An 18,338-nucleotide genomic window follows, 5' to 3' on the forward strand; every position below is an offset into this window, starting at 1 on the left:
ACCCCGCCGACACTATCGCTATCGGAGTTCCGTGCTGACCGACCCGCCCACGGCTTGGTCCCGATCAGAAAAATGAGGAATCGCGAACAATGCCCGAGTACCGCACTGCACCCGCCAGCGTCCTCGCTCGTCGCGAGCACGTGCTGGCCGGCACTTACCGTCTCTTTTACGATGAGCCCGTCACGGTGGCACAGGCTCATGGCGTTCGCGTCACCGACGCCACCGGTGCGGAATATCTGGATGCCTATAACAATGTGCCGTGTATCGGACATTCCGATGCTGAAATTGCCGATGCGGTGCACGCCGAACTGCTGCGCGCCAACACGCACACCCGCTATGCCGATGAGGCAGTGGTGGCGTATTCCGAGGAGCTACTCAAGCATTTTCCACCGCGTCTCAATCGCGTGGCGTTCACCTGCTCTGGTAGTGAGGCGAATGATCTTGCCCTGCAACTGGCCAGGCACACAACTGGCGCAAGGGGCATCATTGTCACCGAGCATGCCTATCACGGCACCACTACGGCGGTGCGTGAGGTGTCTCCCAGTCTCGTCGGGGTTGAGGGCCTCGCCGACTGCGTTGTAGCGGTGCCAATTCCCCCGCAGGCGTCACCTCAGCGGCGCGCTGACGCCTTTGCGCAATCGGTCGCCGAGGCGATGGATGTTTTGGTCGCCCGCGCAGACGGGGTTGCGGCGCTGCTCGTCGATACTGCGGTGACAAGTGACGGCATTTACGCGCCGGCCGCGTTCATCGCAGAGGCTGCTGCACTCGTGCAGCAGCGCGGTGCACTCGTGATCGCAGACGAGGTGCAGGCGGGTTTCTGTCGCACGGGACGTTGGTGGGGCTTCGAACACGCCGGTATTGTGCCCGACCTCGTAACGCTTGGAAAACCCATGGCGAACGGTCTGCCGGTGGCCGGGGTTGTGGGATCGGCCGAGTTATTTGAGCAATTTGGGCGTGAGTTCCGCTATTTCAACACCTTTGCCGGTACGGCTGCACCGATTGCTGCAGCGAGTGTTGTTTTGCGTCGGCTTGAAGCGATGGATGCACCGGCCCGTGTCACCGGGCTCGGCGAGCAGCTGCGTTCGGGGCTGAGCCGCATCTTTGCTGATCATGGCATCCCGGTGGCGGTGCGCGGGGCCGGCTTGATGATTGGCGTCGATCTTGATCCAGCTGGTAATCGGCCGACTACTGCCAGTGCGCAGGTTCGAACACTCATCAATGAATTGCGGCGGCAGGGAGTGCTCTTCAGTCACACCGGCCGAAGTGGCGAGGTGCTGAAGATCCGCCCGCCACTGTGCATCCAGTCGAACGAGATTGACGAGATTCTCGCTACGGTTGACCGGGCACTGCACGTGCTTTCGGGGGATCGCGCATGAGTGGCGTACCGGCACCAGTGCTTACCATCGAGGAGCTGGTACCGCTGCTGTGGGGGGAGTATCGGCTCACTGTGCGGCAGCCGCGCTGGCTCGAAGGCGAATACGATCGCAATCTGCGTATCACCGACGACGCTGGGGCCTATTGGGTGGTGAAGATCAGTGATGCCTCGGCCGCGGCAGCGGTTGCCTGGCAGGAAACGCTGCTCACGCATGTCGAACAGCAGCAACTCGACTTCGCAGTACCGCGCATCTTGCCCACCCATACCGGTACCAGGCACCTCAAGTTTGCGACAGCCACCGGTCAGACCGCGATTATTCGTATCCTCAGCTGGGTCGATGGGTCGCTGCTGAGTGATGTGCCGCGGGTTTCACCGACACTGCTGCCATCAATTGGGGCGACTTGCGCGCAGCTGACCGGTGCATTCGATGGCCTGACACCCGAAGTGATGCCGCCTCGGCACCACTGGCTCATTGCCGATGCTCTCGACTCGTACGATTCGGTTCGGCCGCTGATCACCGGCCCGGCTGCCGATTTTGCCGCCGAACTTGATGTGATTCGCGATGCATTTGACCTGATCAAACCGGTATTTTCTGCTCTGCCACAGGGAGTTGTACATCAGGATCTGCACGATCAAAACCTGATGGTCAACCTCGAAGTCGGCCGGGTATGTGGCGTGATTGACTTCAATGACTCGTATCCCACGGCTCAGGTGGCAGATCTCATAGTCGCTGCCGCATACGGGATGCTCCGCCAGGCAGACCCAGTTGTTGCACTTGCTGAAGTCGTACGTGGCTATCGAGGGTTCCGCTCACTCGATGCCGATGAGTTGCGGGTGCTGGTGCCATCGGCGGCGATGCGGCTGGCAATCAATTGGCTTACCTGGGCTTCGCGTGGCGCGGCTGGGGGAGAGGGGTATGCGCAGACGCGCTCACTTCACACGAAGCCGACGCTCGAGCTGCTGCTTGCAGAAGGGATTCCCGCGGCGACGCAGCGGCTGGCGCGGTTACTGCAGACAGAAGCGGCATAGCGGACTCGTCACGCGGAGTGGCTCGCGAAAGAGCTACACAGACAGCGGGAATGCGTGACGATATTCAATATTTGGCTATATTATGTCATTCTAATTATGACCGGCACCGAAACTCACCGCGCAGCAGAAGCTGTGCCGTGGGTGATCACTGTTCGAACTGTAGCTGGGCAACAGTGGCAACCCGCAGTCGACTGTGAGGGTTAATGAAATTGCGCACCGAGCATCAACGCCGCTGGGCTGACCGAGCTGCCGCCAGCGATTCGGCAATTGCACCGCAGTGCGAGTCGGCCGCTGTCAAACAATCACACAGGAGCATTCCTGCGCGAGAAAGCGCATCCCAACCGCGTAGGCTGCTGGCGTTACCGGTAGCTACTGGCGTTACCGGTAAGCATGCAGGCAGAGCGATCTCACAGGTCACACCATACCCGACCACCAGCATGAGACGCCGATAATGTACATTATGTCATTTCAGCAATCATGATGCAGGCAAGTGTCACCACTCGCCCAGTGGCCGCACTCTCACCCATCCGGCTGAGTATCGTGGGAGCATGCGCTGGCCATTAGCAGTGACGACCACCAAATCTCGATGAGCTTCAGCTTGTTTCCAGCGCCCAGATCACAAGGTAGACGAGTGGATAATCGGAACAACTTCAACCTCGAGCACGATGATTCGAAAGCCGACACGACCGCGCTCGATCGGCCGTGCACTGAGCTGTGTGAAACCCTGCCGCTTCCCAGTGACGTTTTTAATGCTCAGCCCCGGGCGCTACCCGCGCTACCACCGCATGATTCCGTACCCCAAAAATCGGTTCCGCAGGCTCCGGCGTCGACAGCGGCCGATACGATTCCTACCATCTCCCCTCTACCCCAGCTGCCGCCGTTGCCAGGCAAGTCATCGTCCGACACCCCCACTCGGGCTGTCATGCGCCCGGCACAGCCACGCACTGCGTGGATAGCAATCGTCGCAACGGCCGCCGCAACCGCTCTCGTGGCGGGATCTGTTGGAGCATTCATCACCAGCCACCTGATTGGCGAACACGAAACTTCGGTGCAGCACGCTGCGCCGGCCACCACGCCGGGCGACTGGAGCTCGGTAGCGCAGCAAGTAGCGCCGTCAGTGGTCGCCATCCAGGTGGTTGACGGCGACTCTCGCGGCAGTCAAGGTTCAGGTGTCGTTTGGGACGACCATGGCCATATTGTCACGAACAACCACGTGGTTGAGGGCGCCGCAGCACATGGCGTGGTGGTGATTGTGGGGAGCAACACCTATGCGGCCAGCATTGTCGGTGGTGATGCCGCAACCGATATCGCGGTGCTCAAGCTTGACCGTGTGCCGGATGGAATCACCCCAATCGAACGCGGTGACTCAGACTCGCTTGCAGTGGGGCAAGACGTGGCTGCAATCGGTAATCCGCTTGGACTCTCGGGCTCGGTCACCACGGGTATCGTCTCGGCACTCAACCGGCCCATCGCCACGGGTGGCACCAATACTAAACCGGTAATCACCAACGCGATTCAGACCTCCGCGGCGCTCAACCCAGGCAACTCGGGCGGGGCACTCGTTGATCGCAATGGCCGGCTGATCGGTATCAACTCTGCGATTGCCAGTGTTGAAGCTACCGCCCCCGGGCAGCAGAGTGGGAATATCGGTATTGGCTTTGCAATACCGGTGTCTCTCACCGAGAACATTGCGGGTCAGCTCATCGACAGCGGCGAGGTAGCCCACGCCTTTTTGGGAACTGCCACCATCGACGGTGCGGTAAACCTTGACGGTGAACAACGACTCGGCGCCGAAGTGAAATCGCTTGTCGCGGACGGCCCCAGTGAGCACGCTGGCTTGCAGGTGGGTGATGTGATCGTCACGCTTGACGGGCAGGAAATCCTCGGTTCGCAACATCTGGTCGGCACGGTGCGCACGCTGAAAGTCGATCAACAGGTCACCATGCAGGTAGTGCGTGATGGTAAACAGATCGATCTCGACGTCACGCTCGGCGCTGCCCCCGATCTGTAGACCATCGCTAAAAAGTGAATTAACACATATCGCTACGAAAATGTCACCTTATGGTCGACTGTGCATCAGACTCGTCAACTAGTGTCAACCACATGACCCACGCCCAGTTAACTGTTCGAGACGGCTCACCCGCAGTTCGCCTTTCGGCCCAGTTCCCCATTCCGGCCGGCAAGCTGTGGGCACAGGCACTCACTCCGAAGGGGCTTGCTACGTGGTTCCCGTTTCGGATGGAGTTCACGCCTGAAATCGGTTCGAGTATCACCTTTACCGACACGAGCATCGACGCGCCCGCAAACTTTACCGGTGAGATCACGAATCTGCGCGACCCGGAAGAGTTCGCGTTCACATTTGGTGAACACAGTCATGTCACCTTGACGCTAAATAGCGACGGCAAAGAAACGACTTTCGCGATGGTTGAACGCCTCGCCAATGAGAACGAGGCTGCGCGCAATGCTGCAAGCTGGCATGCGGCAGTGTCGAAACTCGAGCGGCTGCACGGGGTCGACTCCCCCGAGCTTGACTGGCGCACCATCTACCACCGCTATGTCGACGAGGGGTTCCCCACCGGCGCTTCGGTGCCCGGCATCGACGAGACAACGCTCGTCTAATCCGCTGTCGCTTTGACGGCGAGTGAAGGTAGCACAACACCATGGCCTTGCGGCACATCATCTGGGATATGGGTGGCACACTCATTGATACCTATCCGAGTGTGGCGAATGCCCTCAGGGCAGTCATCCAGAAAGCTGTCGGTGCCGCACCCGACCAGCAGACACTCATGCTTCGGATGCGCGCGAGTTCAATTGCTGAAACCATTGCCTCGCTCGCGGCTGAATACGATATCGCGCGCTCGACACTCGAAGATGCTTACCGTGCACTAAAAGCATCGTGGCAACACGGCACCACTCCCCCGGTGATGCCAGCTGCGCAAGAACTCATTCAGCGCGTGCAGGCAGCAGGCGGCAAAAACATCGTCGTCACCCACCGCGACCGCGAAAGTGCCAGCACGCTCCTGGCCGGAACCGATCTGGTCATCGACGGCATGATCACGGTGTCCGATGGATTTGCGCGCAAACCCAACCCGGCGATGTTCCTTGCGGCGCTCGCACGCTTCGGACTTGCCCCGTCTGAGACGCTCGCGGTCGGTGACCGCATCATCGACATTATGGCTGCGCAGGCCGCAGGCTGCACAGCTGTGCTGCTTGCGCATCCCGGTGACCGCGTCCCTGATGTCGCAGCGAGCGGAACCAACCAACCGGTAAACCGCATCCACGCGCTAACCGACGCTATCGAGCTGATTCCCCTCAACTCAGCACACGCCCGCATGATTGCCGGACAGCCGTACCGCGCGGATGAGCCGACACTTGCGGCTGATCGGATGCGGGCCCGTACACTGTGCCAACAGTTGAACAGCCCACCACCGGAGGACGTTGCGTTGCGCGCAGAACTGCTCACAAAGTTGCTCGGGCGTAGCGGCGAGGTTGCTCTGCAGCCACCGTTCCAATGTGACTACGGCACAAATATTCGGTTTGGCGACGACTGCTTTGTCAACTTTGGTGGCATTTTTCTTGATGTCGCCTCGATCACCATCGGTAACCGAGTGCAATTCGGCCCGGGCGTGCAACTGCTGACCCCGACGCACCCACTCGATGCAGCTCAACGAGCCACCGGGATTGAGTCGGCCGCACCCATCACAATCGGCGACGATGTGTGGATCGGCGGTAATGTAACCGTCCTGGGCGGCGTCACGATCGGTGCACGCACCATCGTCGGCGCCGGATCGGTGGTGACGCGGCCACTGCCTGAAAACGTGATCGTGGCCGGAAATCCAGCGCGTATTCTGCGCCAGGTTCCGGCCGCCAGACTCGACCAGCCAGCACAGATGTAGACAGCTTCACGAAAGAACTGTCAGAATCCCCGGGCACGCAGCCCTCCCCTGATCGAACGCGCTAGCTCCAGTCATAGAACCCTTTGCCGCTTTTGCGTCCGAGTTCACCGCGTTCGACCATCTCGCGCAGTAACCGCGGCGGCGCGAACCGCTCCCCCAGCTGATCCGACAGATACTCGGCAATACCGAGGCGCACATCCAGTCCAATGATGTCGGTGCTCTTGAGCGGACCCAGCGGGTGCCGGCAACCAAGCTCCATGGCAGCATCGATATGCTCCGCGCAGGCAACGCCCTCTTCAACCATTCGGATCGCCTCGAGCGCGATGGCGACTTCAAGACGCGACGAGATGAACCCCGGCGAATCGTTCACCACTACCGGAGCTTTCGCGAGTTGTTCGACCCACTTTGGGGCAGCTTCGACAAGCTCCGAATCGGTTTTCGGCGCGATCACCACCTCGATGAGATTCGAGGCCGACACCGGATTAAAAAAGCGAAGCCCGAGAAAGCGTTCGGGGCGCTTGAGGTGCTCAGCTAAATCGGTGAGTGACAGCGATGAAGTGTTCGATGCCAGAACCGCCCGCTCATCGACTACTGCTTCGGCAGTGGCGAGTGCCTCGAGCTTCACGTCAAAGTCTTCGAACACGGCTTCAACGGTGAGTCGGCAGTCACGCAGCTGGTTATAGTCGAGCACCACCTGCAGTCGCCGCGTTACCTCATCGAGGTTTACGTCGGCAGCGCCAAGTTCAATCGACCTCGCTGCCAAACGTTCGATACGCTCACGTGCCGCCTGCAGTGCAATGGGTTCACGCTCGATTACCGTGACGCGACAACCTGCCATGAGGAATGCGTGGGCGATTCCAGCACCCATGCGGCCGCCGCCGATAACGCCAACGTGTTCGGGAATCCTGGTCAGATCTGACATGGTCACCGTTCCTGTGCGTTTGGATTTGCTTCGTCGGGTTTTCCCGGCGCTCGTGGTGTCGTCAGTGCCGCACGCCTGTCGAGGAAAGGGCATGCGCCGCCGGCCGCGGGTCGTGGCTGTCGTGCACCTCGGCGAGTGCGGTCACTCCGGATACGCGCGCCCGCCGAGAGTGTAAACCGGAACGCTCAGTTCAACGCTTTTGTCGCTTACCGGCAGCCCCCACAATGGCCATCACGATGACCGCACCAAGCGTCGCGAAGATCCACATGAAGGGGTTCCAAAATCCCCAATTTGCGTCACCCGGTAGCAGTAACCCGGCGAGGAAGCCGCCGAGGGCGGCACCCAATACACCCAGCACGAGTGTGAGCCACCACGGGTAGCGCTGCTTCATGATTGCAGAGGCAATTAGCCCGACGACTACACCAACAATGATCCAAGAGATGAATCCCAACTCGAACATGTGCAATACCTTTCGTGTCTGCGGCAGTAGGGCCAACCATTATCGCCGACAATCGCGAAATGAAGCTGATAGCCACTGCTCAATGCCCACGCAGGGCCGCAATTTCACGCCAGCGGGCAACATAGCGCGGCTGCAATTGCGAAAATGTGAAGCACACTCCAACCACCATCACCCAAGTAAAGAAGAGAAAGAGCTCCGATACGGTAACAGCTGGTAGGGCACTAATCACCAGCCCGCCACAGGCGCTGGCAAACGCATCCCCAATGCTCAGCCTAGTGACCTCACGCTCACCGAACATTCTGCTGCCGCCAGTGAGCGCGAGCATGATTCGGTAGCCAAGGGTGTACCCGGCAGCTATCGCAAACGACATCACCACCCACCCGAATAGAACCGGGATGAAACCAATCCGATGCAATTGGAAATCAAGCATTCCGGTGGCGAAGTAAAACAGGAAGAACGACAACAGCCAGGCGGTGAACGTCACCCAGAAAATAGGCTGCATCAGCTCGCCAGGTTCACCGCGCACCTCATAGGCTCGGATCCGGAAAACGTCATTTTGACGTTTGTGGCGATGAAAGAGTCTCACTCGCGCCCGCTGTAGTTCTGAGTGGCGCTCACGAAGCGTTCGAGCTGTGCAAGCGCGCGCCCCGACTCGATCGTTTCGCGAGCCACCGCAATTTTTGCAATCAGGCGGTCACGGATAGGATCTTCCACGCTGTCGGGGTTGCGGGCCAGATCGTAGGCCACCATGCCTGCAGCTGCATTGAGCAAGACAATGTCGAGCACAGCACCCGTAACATTTCCAGCGAGTGTCTCGCGGAAGATTTGCGCGTTGTCTTCTGGCGTGCCGCCGATAAGTTCCTGCATTCGGTAGGTGCCAAGACCGACATCGCGCGGATGGATATCATGCTCTGAAACATCGCCGCGGCACACCTCCCAGATACGCGAGTAACCGGTGACCGTCAACTCATCCAAGCCATCATCTCCGCGAAACACCAGTGCTGCCGCACCCCGGTTACGAAACACGCCGACAACCAGCGGAATACCCTCCCGCTTGGCGCATCCAACCGCGCTGGCCTCAGCTCGCGACGGGTTTGTGAGCGGGCCCAGATAGTTAAAGATGGTCGAAACCCCGAGCTGCTTGCGCACCGGAGCCACGTGACGGAAGCCGGGATGAAACAGCGGTGCCGCCAGGAAGGTCATCCCAGTTTCGTCGAACACTCGAGTGAGTTCATCGGAGTTATTACCGTGACGAGCCCCGAGTGCCGTGAGTACATCGGTCGCGCCCGACTTCGCTGATGCGGCGCCACCGCCATGTTTAATCACCGGTACGCCGGAACCGGCGATCACCATCGAGGCCATAGTCGAGACGTTGACGGTTCCGACCATGTCACCACCGGTGCCGACAATGTCGACAGCCCAGGGAGTAATTTCGATCGGGGCCGCGTTAGCCAGCACAGCGTCGCGAAAGCCGACGACCTCTTCTACGGTCTCGCCTTTCGCACGCAACGCAATCAACCAGCCGGCCAGCGAGGCTTGTGACACCTCACCGGTCATGATCTGTTCCATCGCCCAGGTGGCCTGGGCAACCGACAGGTCCTCACCGCGCAGTAGCGCCTCGATCATTTCTGGCCAAGTCTGAAGTTGCGTCATGCGCATCAGTGTACGCGCCGTTGCGAACGGCTCAGTGTCATGGTTCGCCGAGAAACACGCCGCACTATTCGTCCGCGCGCCGTGTGCGAACTTGGCCAAACTGAGAAATCGGTCATAATGGACAGGTGACTTCAGCAACAACCATCTCCGGCGCTCCGCGCGTCCATCGTCCAAACACCCTCGCGATCGGCACGATCGTCTGGCTTGGCTCGGAAGTTATGTTCTTCGCGGGCCTGTTCGCGATTTACTTCACGCTCCGCGCAATGGCGCCCGAGCAGTTTGCGGCCGGCCACGACGTGATGAACATTCCGTTCTCGACGGTCAACACGCTCATCCTGGTCTCCAGCTCGGTGACCTGTCAGTTCGGCGTTGCTGCCGCCGAACGTGGGCAGCGTCTGCGCGAGAATGGACGTCTCGGGGTGATCGAGTGGTTCTACATCACCGTGCTGCTCGGCTCAATCTTCGTTGGTGGTCAGGTGTTTGAGTACGCCACACTCGTCAGCGAAGGCTACGTATTCAACCTCAACCCGTTCACCAGCGCCTTCTACATGACCACCGGCTTCCACGGTCTCCACGTGATCGGCGGTCTATTCGCGTTCCTACTCACCATCGTGCGCATGTATGCCGTGCGCCGGATGGGCAAACGCGAAGCCTCGATGGCAATTGCAGTCTCGTACTACTGGCACTTCGTTGATGTTGTGTGGGTCGGGCTGTTCTTCGTCATCTACATCCTTCCGTTCATCTCTTAGTCGCCAGGAGAGCTCCACATGTCACTCGTCACTAAGAAGGCTGCGAAGAAGTCACGCAAGCGCAGCCGCCGCACCCCGCTCGCATCCGCAGCGCTGCTCGGCATCGGACTCCTGGTCGCCGGTAGCGCATACGCGGCCGTAGACACCGTCACCGCTGCTGAGGGCGACACCGCTGTCCCCCTCGACAGCGCCCAGACCATTGCAGCCGGTGAAGCACTGTTCAACGCCAACTGTGCCACCTGCCACGGTGTGAACGCAGTTGGCACCGAGAACGGCCCGAGCCTGATCGGTGTTGGCGCGGCGGCCGTCGACTTCCAGGTGGGTACCGGCCGGATGCCGATGCAGATGCACGGCCCCCAGGCACCCAAAAAAGACCCGCAGTTCGATGAGGTGCAGACCCATCAAATGGCTGCCTACGTCGCATCGCTCGCTCCCGGCCCCGACATTCCCAGCCGAAAGTGGCTAACCGAATCGGAGGCCGACATCGCTCACGGTGCCGAACTCTTCCGCATCAACTGCGCCATGTGCCACAACGTTGGTGCTGCCGGTGGTGCGCTCACCGAAGGTAAGTTTGCTCCCGAGCTACAGACCGTTGATCCGGTACACCTCTATGAAGCCATGGTTACCGGCCCTCAGAACATGCCGGTGTTTAACGATGCCAACCTCACCCCTGAGGACAAGCGCGACATTATCGCCTCGATCCGCTGGATGACCGACAACACCTCAGCGGTCGGTGGCTACAACCTCGGCGGTATCGGCCCGGTTGCTGAGGGTCTGTTCATCTGGATCTTCGGTATCGGTAGCGCCACCGCTGCTGCCATCTGGCTCACCTCGCGCCCCAATTAGGCACCGCGAATCCAATAACTTCTGATTTCTGCTGCACCTCCTTCTAGAAAGGGAATTCCTCATGGCTCAAGACGAACACGGCGGGGAGCTTCGCACCGCCCATTCGTCGGACCGGTCGGTGAGTTCGGGGGCCGCAATCCTGCCGGATAGCGAGTTCACGAACCCCGGACTGCCCGACCACCACGAGCGGGTAACCGACACGCACCCCAAGAAAGAAAAGACCGCTGAGCGGGTAATCACCATCCTGTTCTGGGTATCACTCGCTTCAGCGCTCTTTGCAACGGTTGCCTACTTCGCGTGGCCGATCGACCGGAACGACATCACCTCGGTTCGCGGTAACAACTTCTTCCTTGGGCTCGGCATCGCACTCAGCCTGCTGACGCTCGGTATCGGCACCGTTGCCTGGGCGAAGTACCTCATGAAAGACAATGAGATGGCCGAGGCACGGCACCCCATTGGTGCCAATCCCGCCACTCGCCAGCGCGTGAGCGAAATCTTCGCGCAGGCCGACGAAGAGTCGGGTTTCTCGCGCCGCAAGATGCTGCGCAACTCGCTCATCGGTGCACTGGTGGCACTGCCGCTGCCTGGCATCGTGATGCTGCGTGACTTCTACAACGCCAACAACGAGAAGCCGGTGAAACTGCTCCACCAGACACTCTGGGGCGAGGGTGTGCGCCTGGTTCGTGACCCCTCCGGCACACCGATCAAATGGGCAGACATCACCATCGGTTCGGCATTCCACGTGATCCCCGAAACGCTCATCGAGCTCGAGGAAAACCACGACCCGAACTTCTTGAACGAAAAGGCCAAGGCAGTTGTGCTGTTGATGCGTCTGCCTGAAGAGCGCCTGAAGATCGACCCAGCTCGCAAAGACTGGTCATTCAAGGGCATCGTCGCCTACTCGAAGGTCTGCACCCACGTGGGTTGCCCGGTGGCACTGTACGAGCAGCAGACGCATCACCTGCTGTGCCCCTGCCACCAGTCGCAATTCGATGTGACCGAGCACTGCAAGGTGATCTTCGGCCCTGCCGGCCGTCCGCTGCCGCAGCTGCCCATCGCGGTCGACGACGAGGGTTACCTCATCGCCACCAGCGACTTCCACGAACCTGTTGGACCGACTTTCTGGGAGCGTCGTAATGACTACAACGTATAGTTCGCCCGTGGCCGAGGGCTCCCGGCTGGCAAAGGCGTCAAACTGGATTGATGAACGCACCAGTATCTCGGGTGCCGTTAAGGAATTTGGTCGCAAGATCTTCCCTGACCACTGGTCGTTCATGCTCGGTGAGGTGGCGCTCTATAGCTTCATCGCCATCCTTATTTCGGGTACCTTCCTCACCTTCTTCTTCGACCCGTCAATGACACACATGGTCTACGACGGCCAGTATGTGCCGCTCAAGGGCATGGGCATGTCGGCAGCCATGGCCTCCACCCTCGACATTTCGTTCGACGTACGCGGTGGTCTGCTGATGCGCCAGGTGCACCACTGGGCTGCACTGCTATTCGTCGCTTCCACCATGATGCACATGGCCCGCGTGTTCTTCACCGGAGCTTTCCGTAAGCCGCGTGAGCTCAACTGGCTCATCGGTCTGGTGCTATGGATCATCGCCATGCTCGAGGGTTTCAGTGGTTACTCGCTCCCCGACGACCTGCTCTCGGGTAACGGTCTGCGCATCGTCGACGGCATGATCAAGGCGATCCCCGGTATCGGCACCTGGATGTCATTCTGGCTGTTTGGCGGCGAGTTCCCAGGCGACATGATCGTTGGCCGGCTGTACTCACTGCACATCATGATTCTCCCGGCGGCACTCATCGCGTTCCTAGCCATGCACCTGCTGTTGATGGTCGTGCACAAGCACACCCAGTGGCCCGGTGCTGGTCACACTGAAAAGAATGTGGTCGGTAACCCCGTGCTGCCTGTGTTCGCCGCAAAGGCAACCGGCTTCCTGTTTATCGTGATCGGCTTCATCTACCTGATCGCCACGTTCTTCCAGATCAACCCGATTTGGAACTATGGCCCCTACGACCCCTCACCGGTGTCGGCCGGCACCCAGCCTGACTGGTATATCGGGTTCGGTGACGGTGCGCTGCGTCTGATCCCGCCGGGTTGGGAGGTGCCACTGGGTAACTACACGCTGAGCCTTGCGATACTCGTGCCGTTCCTGCTGATGGGTATCTTCGTGATCGGTCTGTTTGTGTACCCGTTCATGGAGTCGTTCATCACCGGCGACAAGCGTGAGCACCACCTGCTCGACCGTCCGCGTAATGCTCCCACTCGCACTGCTCTCGGTGCTGCCTGGGTGAACTTCTATGCCACGATGTGGGCTGCTGCTTCGTCAGACCTCATCGCCACCCACTTCCACATGGCGATGGAGCACGTGATTCACTTCCTGCAGTTTTGGCTCATCGTTGGCTCGGTGATCGTGTTCATCGTGACCAAACGCTGGTGCCTCGCTCTGCAGCGTCGTGACCGTTCATTGGCGCTCCACGGTATTGAGTCGGGTCGAGTGATCCGTCTCCCCCATGGTGAGTTCCAAGAGGTCGAGGTGCCTCTTGAACCGCACGACCAGTGGCAGCTTGTCTCGTATGAGTCGTATGCGCCGATCATCGCGCAGCCCGACCCGAAGACCGGAAAGGTGCGTGCCGGACAGAAGCTTCGCGCCACCCTCTCGCGTTGGTTCTACAGCGACCGTGTTGAAGCGCCAACGGCGGCTGAGATCGAGGCGGCACGCGCTGCACACCACGGTGAGATTGAGCAGTAGCTTGAATCACACCTGATGGCGGGCGGGATACTTTCGGGTATCTCGCCCGCAGTCGTATCCGGTTCGACCAATCAGTGCCTAGCCTGAGACGGTGTAAATGAACTACTTGGTTCGATCTCCGGCTTTGTTCAGACGCCCGGTGGATGTCATCGTCAATTCGCACTTTTGTTCGGGGGTGCGGTATTGTTTCCGACAGCGGATCTGTAGCTCAGTTGGTAGAGCGCCACGTTTACACCGTGGATGTCGTCGGTTCGAGCCCGGCCGGATCCACCACTTCTTTTCAGGGCCTGCTCGGCTTGTCGAGGGGATCTTCTGGCCCGCTGAACACACCCGCTATCTCAACCAACGGTCGCCACCTGGAGGCGCTATGAGTTCCACCCCTATGCCGGATGCCGAACGCCTTACCTCTGGTGCAGACACCGATCGGTATCAGTACCAGCAGCCGATTGCGCAATATTCAGACGCGCAGTGGCAGCAGCCTGGTGGCCACTGGCAGTATCAAGGTGCTCCGGGCACCGGTTACCCTCCGCAGTATGGGCCCGGCAATCCCACCAACCAGCCGATGAACCCCTACCACATTCAACCTCCGTCGGGCGGGAACGAAACCTGCCTGGGCTGCGGTTCAATCGGCTGCTTTGTCGTGCTAATCCTGTTGACGATGATAGTTGTCGGGGTGGCAGGGAGTATATTTTTTGTGTTCGCAACGGGTGGATTTTAGGCTGATTCGATGGCTGCACCCGCAGTGCGTGGTCACCGGCGCGACCGTCGTGTGGGTTAACTGGTTTTCCCGCAGGGAAGATCGATGTCGATCGTGGTTCTCACCGAGTAGTCAGTGCCAGAGCGCACCTCGCCACTAACGCGCAATCCGGTCTCATCAAACCGAAACTCCAAACCCTCGGCCTCCGAACCCGCCCACGAATTGCCTTCCTCGGTCAGTAGCAGCAACCACCGATCACCAGCCTTCCCGTGACCGGCAGTCAAACTCGGATACTGTTCTTTCGAGTTAACCGGCGACGCGATCAACCACGGCTCGTCCATGCTCAGCTTGCACCGCACCGACCAGCCGCTGCGTGGTTGGTGACTCGTACCGTTCACGCTGACCCGACCCGCAGCGACCGCCGCCTCAGTCACCTCGTGATTTTTCACGGTCGGATCGGCTCCGGACACTTCCCTACCGCAACCGGTAAGTGCGCCCAGCGCCATAACAGCGATAACCACTGCGGCAACACGGTTGCGATGCATCACGATCCTTTCGCTGAGTCGATCCTGACAGTAGAGCCAGTTTAGTTCGCGGCATCTGCGGCTATGCGCACCCCCCGTTCGTGGTCATGGCGTGACCTCGATACGCCGGCCGCGCTAGCCGCCACCTGTTTGACCGCACCAGCTGCGGTGATCGCGAAACTGCGACGTAGGGCCGTGCCCGCAACCTCGTCAAACGCGGCAAAACGCCGAGCAACAAGCCCGTGCGGCCAGTGGTCACTCAGCCCGATAAGCTCACCTGCGGGGTCTATCTGCCCGAGCCAGGCTCGCAGTGTGGCCGCGGTATCACAACTGATAACGAGCAACCGCACACCGAGTCGCTGAGCGAACTCATGAAGTTCAGCGAGCTCACGCACTTCGGAACCACATACGGGAGTGAAGGCAGCCGGAACAAACACCAGCACAGACGGCTTCCCCGGTTCGAAAAGATTGACCGTATCGCCGCGGTGCGTGCGCACCAGTAATGGCGAAACGACACCGGTTGACTCAATCAACTCCATCTTGGTTGCGCCCACCTTTACAACGAAAAATGCAGGGTCTGTTTGTTGAATGTGGCTAAGCTTGCAGCCGCATACTCTCACAACAGCGAGAGACCCCGTCAACTCTGACTCCGCTTCATGAAAGAGGTCACCAGTGGCTGTACACACGCAGGATCCCTACTCGGAAGATTTTGTCGATACCGATCCGCAAGAAACGGCCGAGTGGAAAGAGTCGCTCGACGCGCTCATCGACGAGCGTGGTCACCAGCGCGGCCGCGACATCATGCTCGCACTGCTCGAGCGCTCCCGCGAACGCCTATTGGGCGTCCCGATGGTCCCGGTTACCGATTACGTCAACACCATCGCTCCCGGTGATGAACCCGACTTCCCCGGTGATGAACAGCTCGAACGCACCTACCGCCGCTGGATTCGATGGAATGCCGCGCTCACCGTCCAAAACTCCCAGGATCCGGGCATCGCCGTGGGGGGCCACATTTCGTCGTATGCCTCACAGGCGACACTGTACGAGGTGGGTCTCAACCACTTCTTCAAGGGCTACGACCACCCGGATGGCCCCGACCAGGTGTATTTCCAGGGTCACGCATCCCCCGGTAACTACGCGCGAGCATTCCTTGAGGGGCGGTTGACGTCCGAGCAGCTCAACGGATTCCGGCAGGAGGCTTCTAAGTTCCCCAACGGGCTTCCCTCCTATCCGCACCCGCGCCTAATGGAAGACTTTTGGCAATTCCCCACCGTGTCGATGGGTATCGGCCCGATGAATGCCATCTGGCAGGCGAACTTCAACAAATACCTCACCAATCGCGGCATCAAAGATGTTTCGGGTTCGCATGTGTGGGCGTTCCTCGGTGACGGCGAGCTCGACGAACCCGAGTCGCGCGGCCAGCTGCAATTCGCCGCAAACAATGAGCTCGACAACCTCACCTTTGTCATCAACTGCAACCTGCAGCGCCTCGACGGCCCTGTTCGCGGTAACGGCAAGATCATTCAGGAGCTCGAATCGTTCTTCCGCGGAGCCGGTTGGAACGTGATCAAGGTGATCTGGGGTCGTGAATGGGATGATCTGCTTGCCCGTGACGAGCACGGAGCCCTGCGCCGGCTCATGAACGTCACTCCTGACGGTGACTTCCAGACTTACAAGGCCGAGTCGGGCAAGTTCGTTCGCGATAACTTCTTCGCTCGTGATCCGCTCGCCCTCAAACTCGTCGAGAACTACACCGACGACCAGGTGTGGGGTCTCAAGCGCGGTGGCCATGATTACCGCAAGATGTACGCCGCCTACAAGGCAGCACTCGAGCACAAGGGACAGCCCACGGTCATCCTTGCCCACACCATTAAGGGCTACGGACTGGGCACCCACTTCGAGGGGCGCAACGCCACGCACCAGATGAAGAAGCTCACCATCGATGACCTCAAGCGGTTCCGCGATGGTATGCAGATTCCGATTTCCGATGCCGAGCTCGAGCGCGACATCTACGATGTGCCGTTCTACCGACCCGACGACAACGATCCCGCGCTCGAGTACATGATTGAGCGCAGGCGCGCCCTGGGTGGCCCCATTCCCGAGCGCCGCTCAAAGTACACCCAGATCGACCTGCCCGACGACAGCACCTATGCGATCACCAAGAAGGGCTCGGGACACCAGGAGATCGCCAGCACGATGGGCTTCGTGCGCCTACTCAAAGACCTCATGCGTTCCGGTGAGTTTGGACGCCGAATCGTGCCGATCATCCCGGATGAAGCCCGCACCTTTGGTCTTGACTCGTTCTTCCCCACGGCGAAGATCTACAACCCGCGAGGACAGCACTACATCGCGGTCGACCGCGAACTGCTGCTTGCGTATCGCGAGTCGCCGCAGGGCCAGCTTATGCACGTGGGCATTAACGAGGATGGTGCCACCTCGGCGATGATCGCTTCGGGCACGTCATACTCGTCGCACGGTGAGATCACGATCCCGATCTACATGTTCTACTCAATGTTCGGTTTCCAGCGCACCGGCGATGTGTTCTGGGCGGCAGCCGACCAGTTGACCCGTGGCTTCATCATCGGTGCCACTGCCGGTCGCACTACGCTCACCGGCGAAGGCCTGCAGCATATGGACGGCCACTCACACCTACTCGCGTACACCAACCCGGCAGTGGTTAGCTACGACCCGGCCTACGTGTACGAGATCGGGCACATTATGCGCGACGGTATCGAGCGCATGTATGGCGGCCAGCACCCCGACCCGAACGTCATGTACTACATCACCATGTACAACGAGCCGATGCTGCAGCCGGCCGAACCTGAAAACCTTGACGTTGAAGGTCTGTTGAAGGGGATCTACTACCTCAACACGCCGCTGCGCGGCGATGGCCCCGAAGCCCAGCTTATGGCCTCTGGTGTTGCGGTGCCGTGGGCGCTGCACGCTCAGCAGTTACTGAGCGATGACTGGGGTGTGCGCGCACACGTTTGGTCGGTCACCAGCTGGAGCGAGCTGCGACGCGACGGCCTGGCTGCCGAGGAGTACAACTGGACTCACCCCAACGAACCCCGGCGTGTTCCCTACCTCACCGATAAGCTCTCGAACTCGAACGGTGTGTTCTTGGGTGTGAGTGACTACAACCACTCGCTCCCAGATATGATTCGTCCGTTCATCCCGGGCGACTATGTCACACTCGGTGCCGATGGCTTCGGTATTTCCGATACGCGTCCCGCGGCACGCCGCTACTACAAGATCGATTCGCACTCGATCGTCGTGCGTGTGCTTGCCGAGCTTGCTCGACGCGGCGAGGTTGACCCCTCGCTCGTGCAGCAGGCGATTGATCGCTACGACCTGCACAATCCCGCTGCTGGCCAGTCGGGCACTGCCGGTGGCGACGCTTAGTAGCGCACTGTCTGCGAGCTCCTGGT

General features: G+C 59.9%; 17 protein-coding genes and 1 tRNA gene. 12 read left to right on the top strand and 6 right to left on the bottom strand.

Going from position 1 to position 18,338, the window contains the following annotated elements:
* Positions 1–89: 89 nt before the first annotated feature.
* The 5 genes from RQ865_RS00800 (at position 90) to RQ865_RS00820 (ending at position 6,300) form a co-directional block, all read left to right on the top strand.
* Complete coding sequence (locus tag RQ865_RS00800) at positions 90–1,376, top strand: aminotransferase class III-fold pyridoxal phosphate-dependent enzyme (protein WP_311476646.1); 1,287 nt, start codon at positions 90–92, stop codon at positions 1,374–1,376.
* Entirely contained in the window at positions 1,373–2,404 is a 1,032-nt protein-coding gene (locus tag RQ865_RS00805) for a phosphotransferase (protein ID WP_311476647.1), read from the top strand. Before RQ865_RS00800 ends, RQ865_RS00805 begins: the two co-directional genes overlap by 4 nt.
* A gap of 988 nt (positions 2,405–3,392) precedes the next feature.
* Positions 3,393–4,415: a S1C family serine protease gene (locus tag RQ865_RS00810; protein WP_399521786.1), complete on the top strand. Its 1,023-nt coding sequence runs from the start codon at positions 3,393–3,395 to the stop codon at positions 4,413–4,415.
* A gap of 92 nt (positions 4,416–4,507) precedes the next feature.
* On the top strand, positions 4,508–5,023 hold the full coding sequence (locus RQ865_RS00815; RefSeq protein ID WP_311476649.1) for an SRPBCC domain-containing protein: 516 nt from the start codon (positions 4,508–4,510) through the stop codon (positions 5,021–5,023).
* A gap of 41 nt (positions 5,024–5,064) precedes the next feature.
* Complete coding sequence (locus tag RQ865_RS00820) at positions 5,065–6,300, top strand: HAD-IA family hydrolase (protein WP_311476651.1); 1,236 nt, start codon at positions 5,065–5,067, stop codon at positions 6,298–6,300.
* A 61-nt stretch (positions 6,301–6,361) separates the two neighbouring features.
* Here the strand turns inward: RQ865_RS00820 and RQ865_RS00825 are convergent, their stop codons facing one another.
* The 4 genes from RQ865_RS00825 to trpD all read right to left on the bottom strand — a co-directional run bounded on the left by RQ865_RS00825 (position 6,362) and on the right by trpD (position 9,335).
* Positions 6,362–7,222 carry a 3-hydroxyacyl-CoA dehydrogenase family protein gene (locus tag RQ865_RS00825; protein WP_311476653.1) on the bottom strand — a complete coding sequence of 287 codons (861 nt, stop codon included), beginning with the start codon at positions 7,220–7,222 and terminating at the stop codon, positions 6,362–6,364.
* A gap of 190 nt (positions 7,223–7,412) precedes the next feature.
* Complete coding sequence (locus RQ865_RS00830; RefSeq protein WP_311476655.1) at positions 7,413–7,682, bottom strand: GlsB/YeaQ/YmgE family stress response membrane protein; 270 nt, start codon at positions 7,680–7,682, stop codon at positions 7,413–7,415.
* Between the two features lie 79 nt (positions 7,683–7,761).
* The gene (locus RQ865_RS00835) at positions 7,762–8,268 is read right to left on the bottom strand and encodes a hypothetical protein (RefSeq protein ID WP_311476656.1); all 507 of its coding nucleotides are present in this window, start codon (positions 8,266–8,268) and stop codon (positions 7,762–7,764) included.
* Positions 8,265–9,335 (bottom strand): anthranilate phosphoribosyltransferase, encoded by a 1,071-nt coding sequence (gene trpD / locus RQ865_RS00840; protein ID WP_311476658.1) that lies wholly within the window; start codon positions 9,333–9,335, stop codon positions 8,265–8,267. Before trpD ends, RQ865_RS00835 begins: the two co-directional genes overlap by 4 nt.
* Before the next feature lie 125 nt (positions 9,336–9,460).
* On the opposite strand from trpD, the gene RQ865_RS00845 reads away from it, so the two are divergent.
* The 6 genes from RQ865_RS00845 to RQ865_RS00870 all read left to right on the top strand — a co-directional run bounded on the left by RQ865_RS00845 (position 9,461) and on the right by RQ865_RS00870 (position 14,407).
* Positions 9,461–10,084, top strand: a complete 624-nt coding sequence (locus RQ865_RS00845; RefSeq protein ID WP_311476660.1) for a heme-copper oxidase subunit III — start codon at positions 9,461–9,463, stop codon at positions 10,082–10,084.
* Positions 10,085–10,102: 18 nt separating this feature from the next.
* Entirely contained in the window at positions 10,103–10,930 is an 828-nt protein-coding gene (locus RQ865_RS00850) for a cytochrome c (RefSeq protein ID WP_311476661.1), read from the top strand.
* Between the two features lie 61 nt (positions 10,931–10,991).
* Positions 10,992–12,083, top strand: a complete 1,092-nt coding sequence (locus RQ865_RS00855; protein ID WP_311476662.1) for a Rieske 2Fe-2S domain-containing protein — start codon at positions 10,992–10,994, stop codon at positions 12,081–12,083.
* Complete coding sequence (locus RQ865_RS00860; RefSeq protein ID WP_311476664.1) at positions 12,067–13,689, top strand: cytochrome bc complex cytochrome b subunit; 1,623 nt, start codon at positions 12,067–12,069, stop codon at positions 13,687–13,689. The genes RQ865_RS00855 and RQ865_RS00860 overlap by 17 nt, the downstream gene beginning before the upstream one ends.
* A gap of 197 nt (positions 13,690–13,886) precedes the next feature.
* A tRNA-Val gene (locus tag RQ865_RS00865) sits at positions 13,887–13,962 on the top strand.
* A gap of 94 nt (positions 13,963–14,056) precedes the next feature.
* Entirely contained in the window at positions 14,057–14,407 is a 351-nt protein-coding gene (locus tag RQ865_RS00870) for a hypothetical protein (RefSeq protein WP_311476666.1), read from the top strand.
* Positions 14,408–14,463: 56 nt separating this feature from the next.
* On the opposite strand, the gene RQ865_RS00875 is transcribed toward RQ865_RS00870, so the two are convergent.
* Both RQ865_RS00875 and RQ865_RS00880 read right to left on the bottom strand, forming a co-directional pair.
* A complete protein-coding gene (locus RQ865_RS00875) occupies positions 14,464–14,931 on the bottom strand; it encodes a hypothetical protein (protein WP_311476667.1) in 468 nt (155 codons plus the stop codon).
* 41 nt (positions 14,932–14,972) lie between these two features.
* Positions 14,973–15,449, bottom strand: a complete 477-nt coding sequence (locus tag RQ865_RS00880) for a redoxin domain-containing protein (RefSeq protein ID WP_311476668.1) — start codon at positions 15,447–15,449, stop codon at positions 14,973–14,975.
* A 133-nt stretch (positions 15,450–15,582) separates the two neighbouring features.
* On the opposite strand from RQ865_RS00880, the gene aceE reads away from it, so the two are divergent.
* On the top strand, positions 15,583–18,312 hold the full coding sequence (gene aceE, locus RQ865_RS00885; protein WP_311476669.1) for a pyruvate dehydrogenase (acetyl-transferring), homodimeric type: 2,730 nt from the start codon (positions 15,583–15,585) through the stop codon (positions 18,310–18,312).
* The last annotated feature ends 26 nt before the right edge of the window (positions 18,313–18,338 follow it).

Source organism: uncultured Gulosibacter sp. (assembly GCF_963509965.1).
In the GTDB taxonomy this organism is placed as follows: Bacteria; Actinomycetota; Actinomycetes; order Actinomycetales; family Microbacteriaceae; genus Gulosibacter.

What these genes read in the sequence shown, in the direction of transcription:
- RQ865_RS00855 (WP_311476662.1), top strand. Translation starts at nt 10,992, where the DNA reads ATGGCTCAAGACGAACACGGCGGGGAGCTTCGCACCGCCCATTCGTCG.
- RQ865_RS00850 (WP_311476661.1), top strand. Translation starts at nt 10,103, where the DNA reads ATGTCACTCGTCACTAAGAAGGCTGCGAAGAAGTCACGCAAGCGCAGC.
- trpD (WP_311476658.1), bottom strand. Translation starts at nt 9,335, where the DNA reads ATGACGCAACTTCAGACTTGGCCAGAAATGATCGAGGCGCTACTGCGC.
- RQ865_RS00830 (WP_311476655.1), bottom strand. Translation starts at nt 7,682, where the DNA reads ATGTTCGAGTTGGGATTCATCTCTTGGATCATTGTTGGTGTAGTCGTC.
- RQ865_RS00875 (WP_311476667.1), bottom strand. Translation starts at nt 14,931, where the DNA reads ATGCATCGCAACCGTGTTGCCGCAGTGGTTATCGCTGTTATGGCGCTG.
- RQ865_RS00880 (WP_311476668.1), bottom strand. Translation starts at nt 15,449, where the DNA reads ATGGAGTTGATTGAGTCAACCGGTGTCGTTTCGCCATTACTGGTGCGC.
- RQ865_RS00815 (WP_311476649.1), top strand. Translation starts at nt 4,508, where the DNA reads ATGACCCACGCCCAGTTAACTGTTCGAGACGGCTCACCCGCAGTTCGC.
- RQ865_RS00870 (WP_311476666.1), top strand. Translation starts at nt 14,057, where the DNA reads ATGAGTTCCACCCCTATGCCGGATGCCGAACGCCTTACCTCTGGTGCA.
- RQ865_RS00805 (WP_311476647.1), top strand. Translation starts at nt 1,373, where the DNA reads ATGAGTGGCGTACCGGCACCAGTGCTTACCATCGAGGAGCTGGTACCG.
- RQ865_RS00825 (WP_311476653.1), bottom strand. Translation starts at nt 7,222, where the DNA reads ATGTCAGATCTGACCAGGATTCCCGAACACGTTGGCGTTATCGGCGGC.
- RQ865_RS00820 (WP_311476651.1), top strand. Translation starts at nt 5,065, where the DNA reads ATGGCCTTGCGGCACATCATCTGGGATATGGGTGGCACACTCATTGAT.
- RQ865_RS00800 (WP_311476646.1), top strand. Translation starts at nt 90, where the DNA reads ATGCCCGAGTACCGCACTGCACCCGCCAGCGTCCTCGCTCGTCGCGAG.
- RQ865_RS00860 (WP_311476664.1), top strand. Translation starts at nt 12,067, where the DNA reads ATGACTACAACGTATAGTTCGCCCGTGGCCGAGGGCTCCCGGCTGGCA.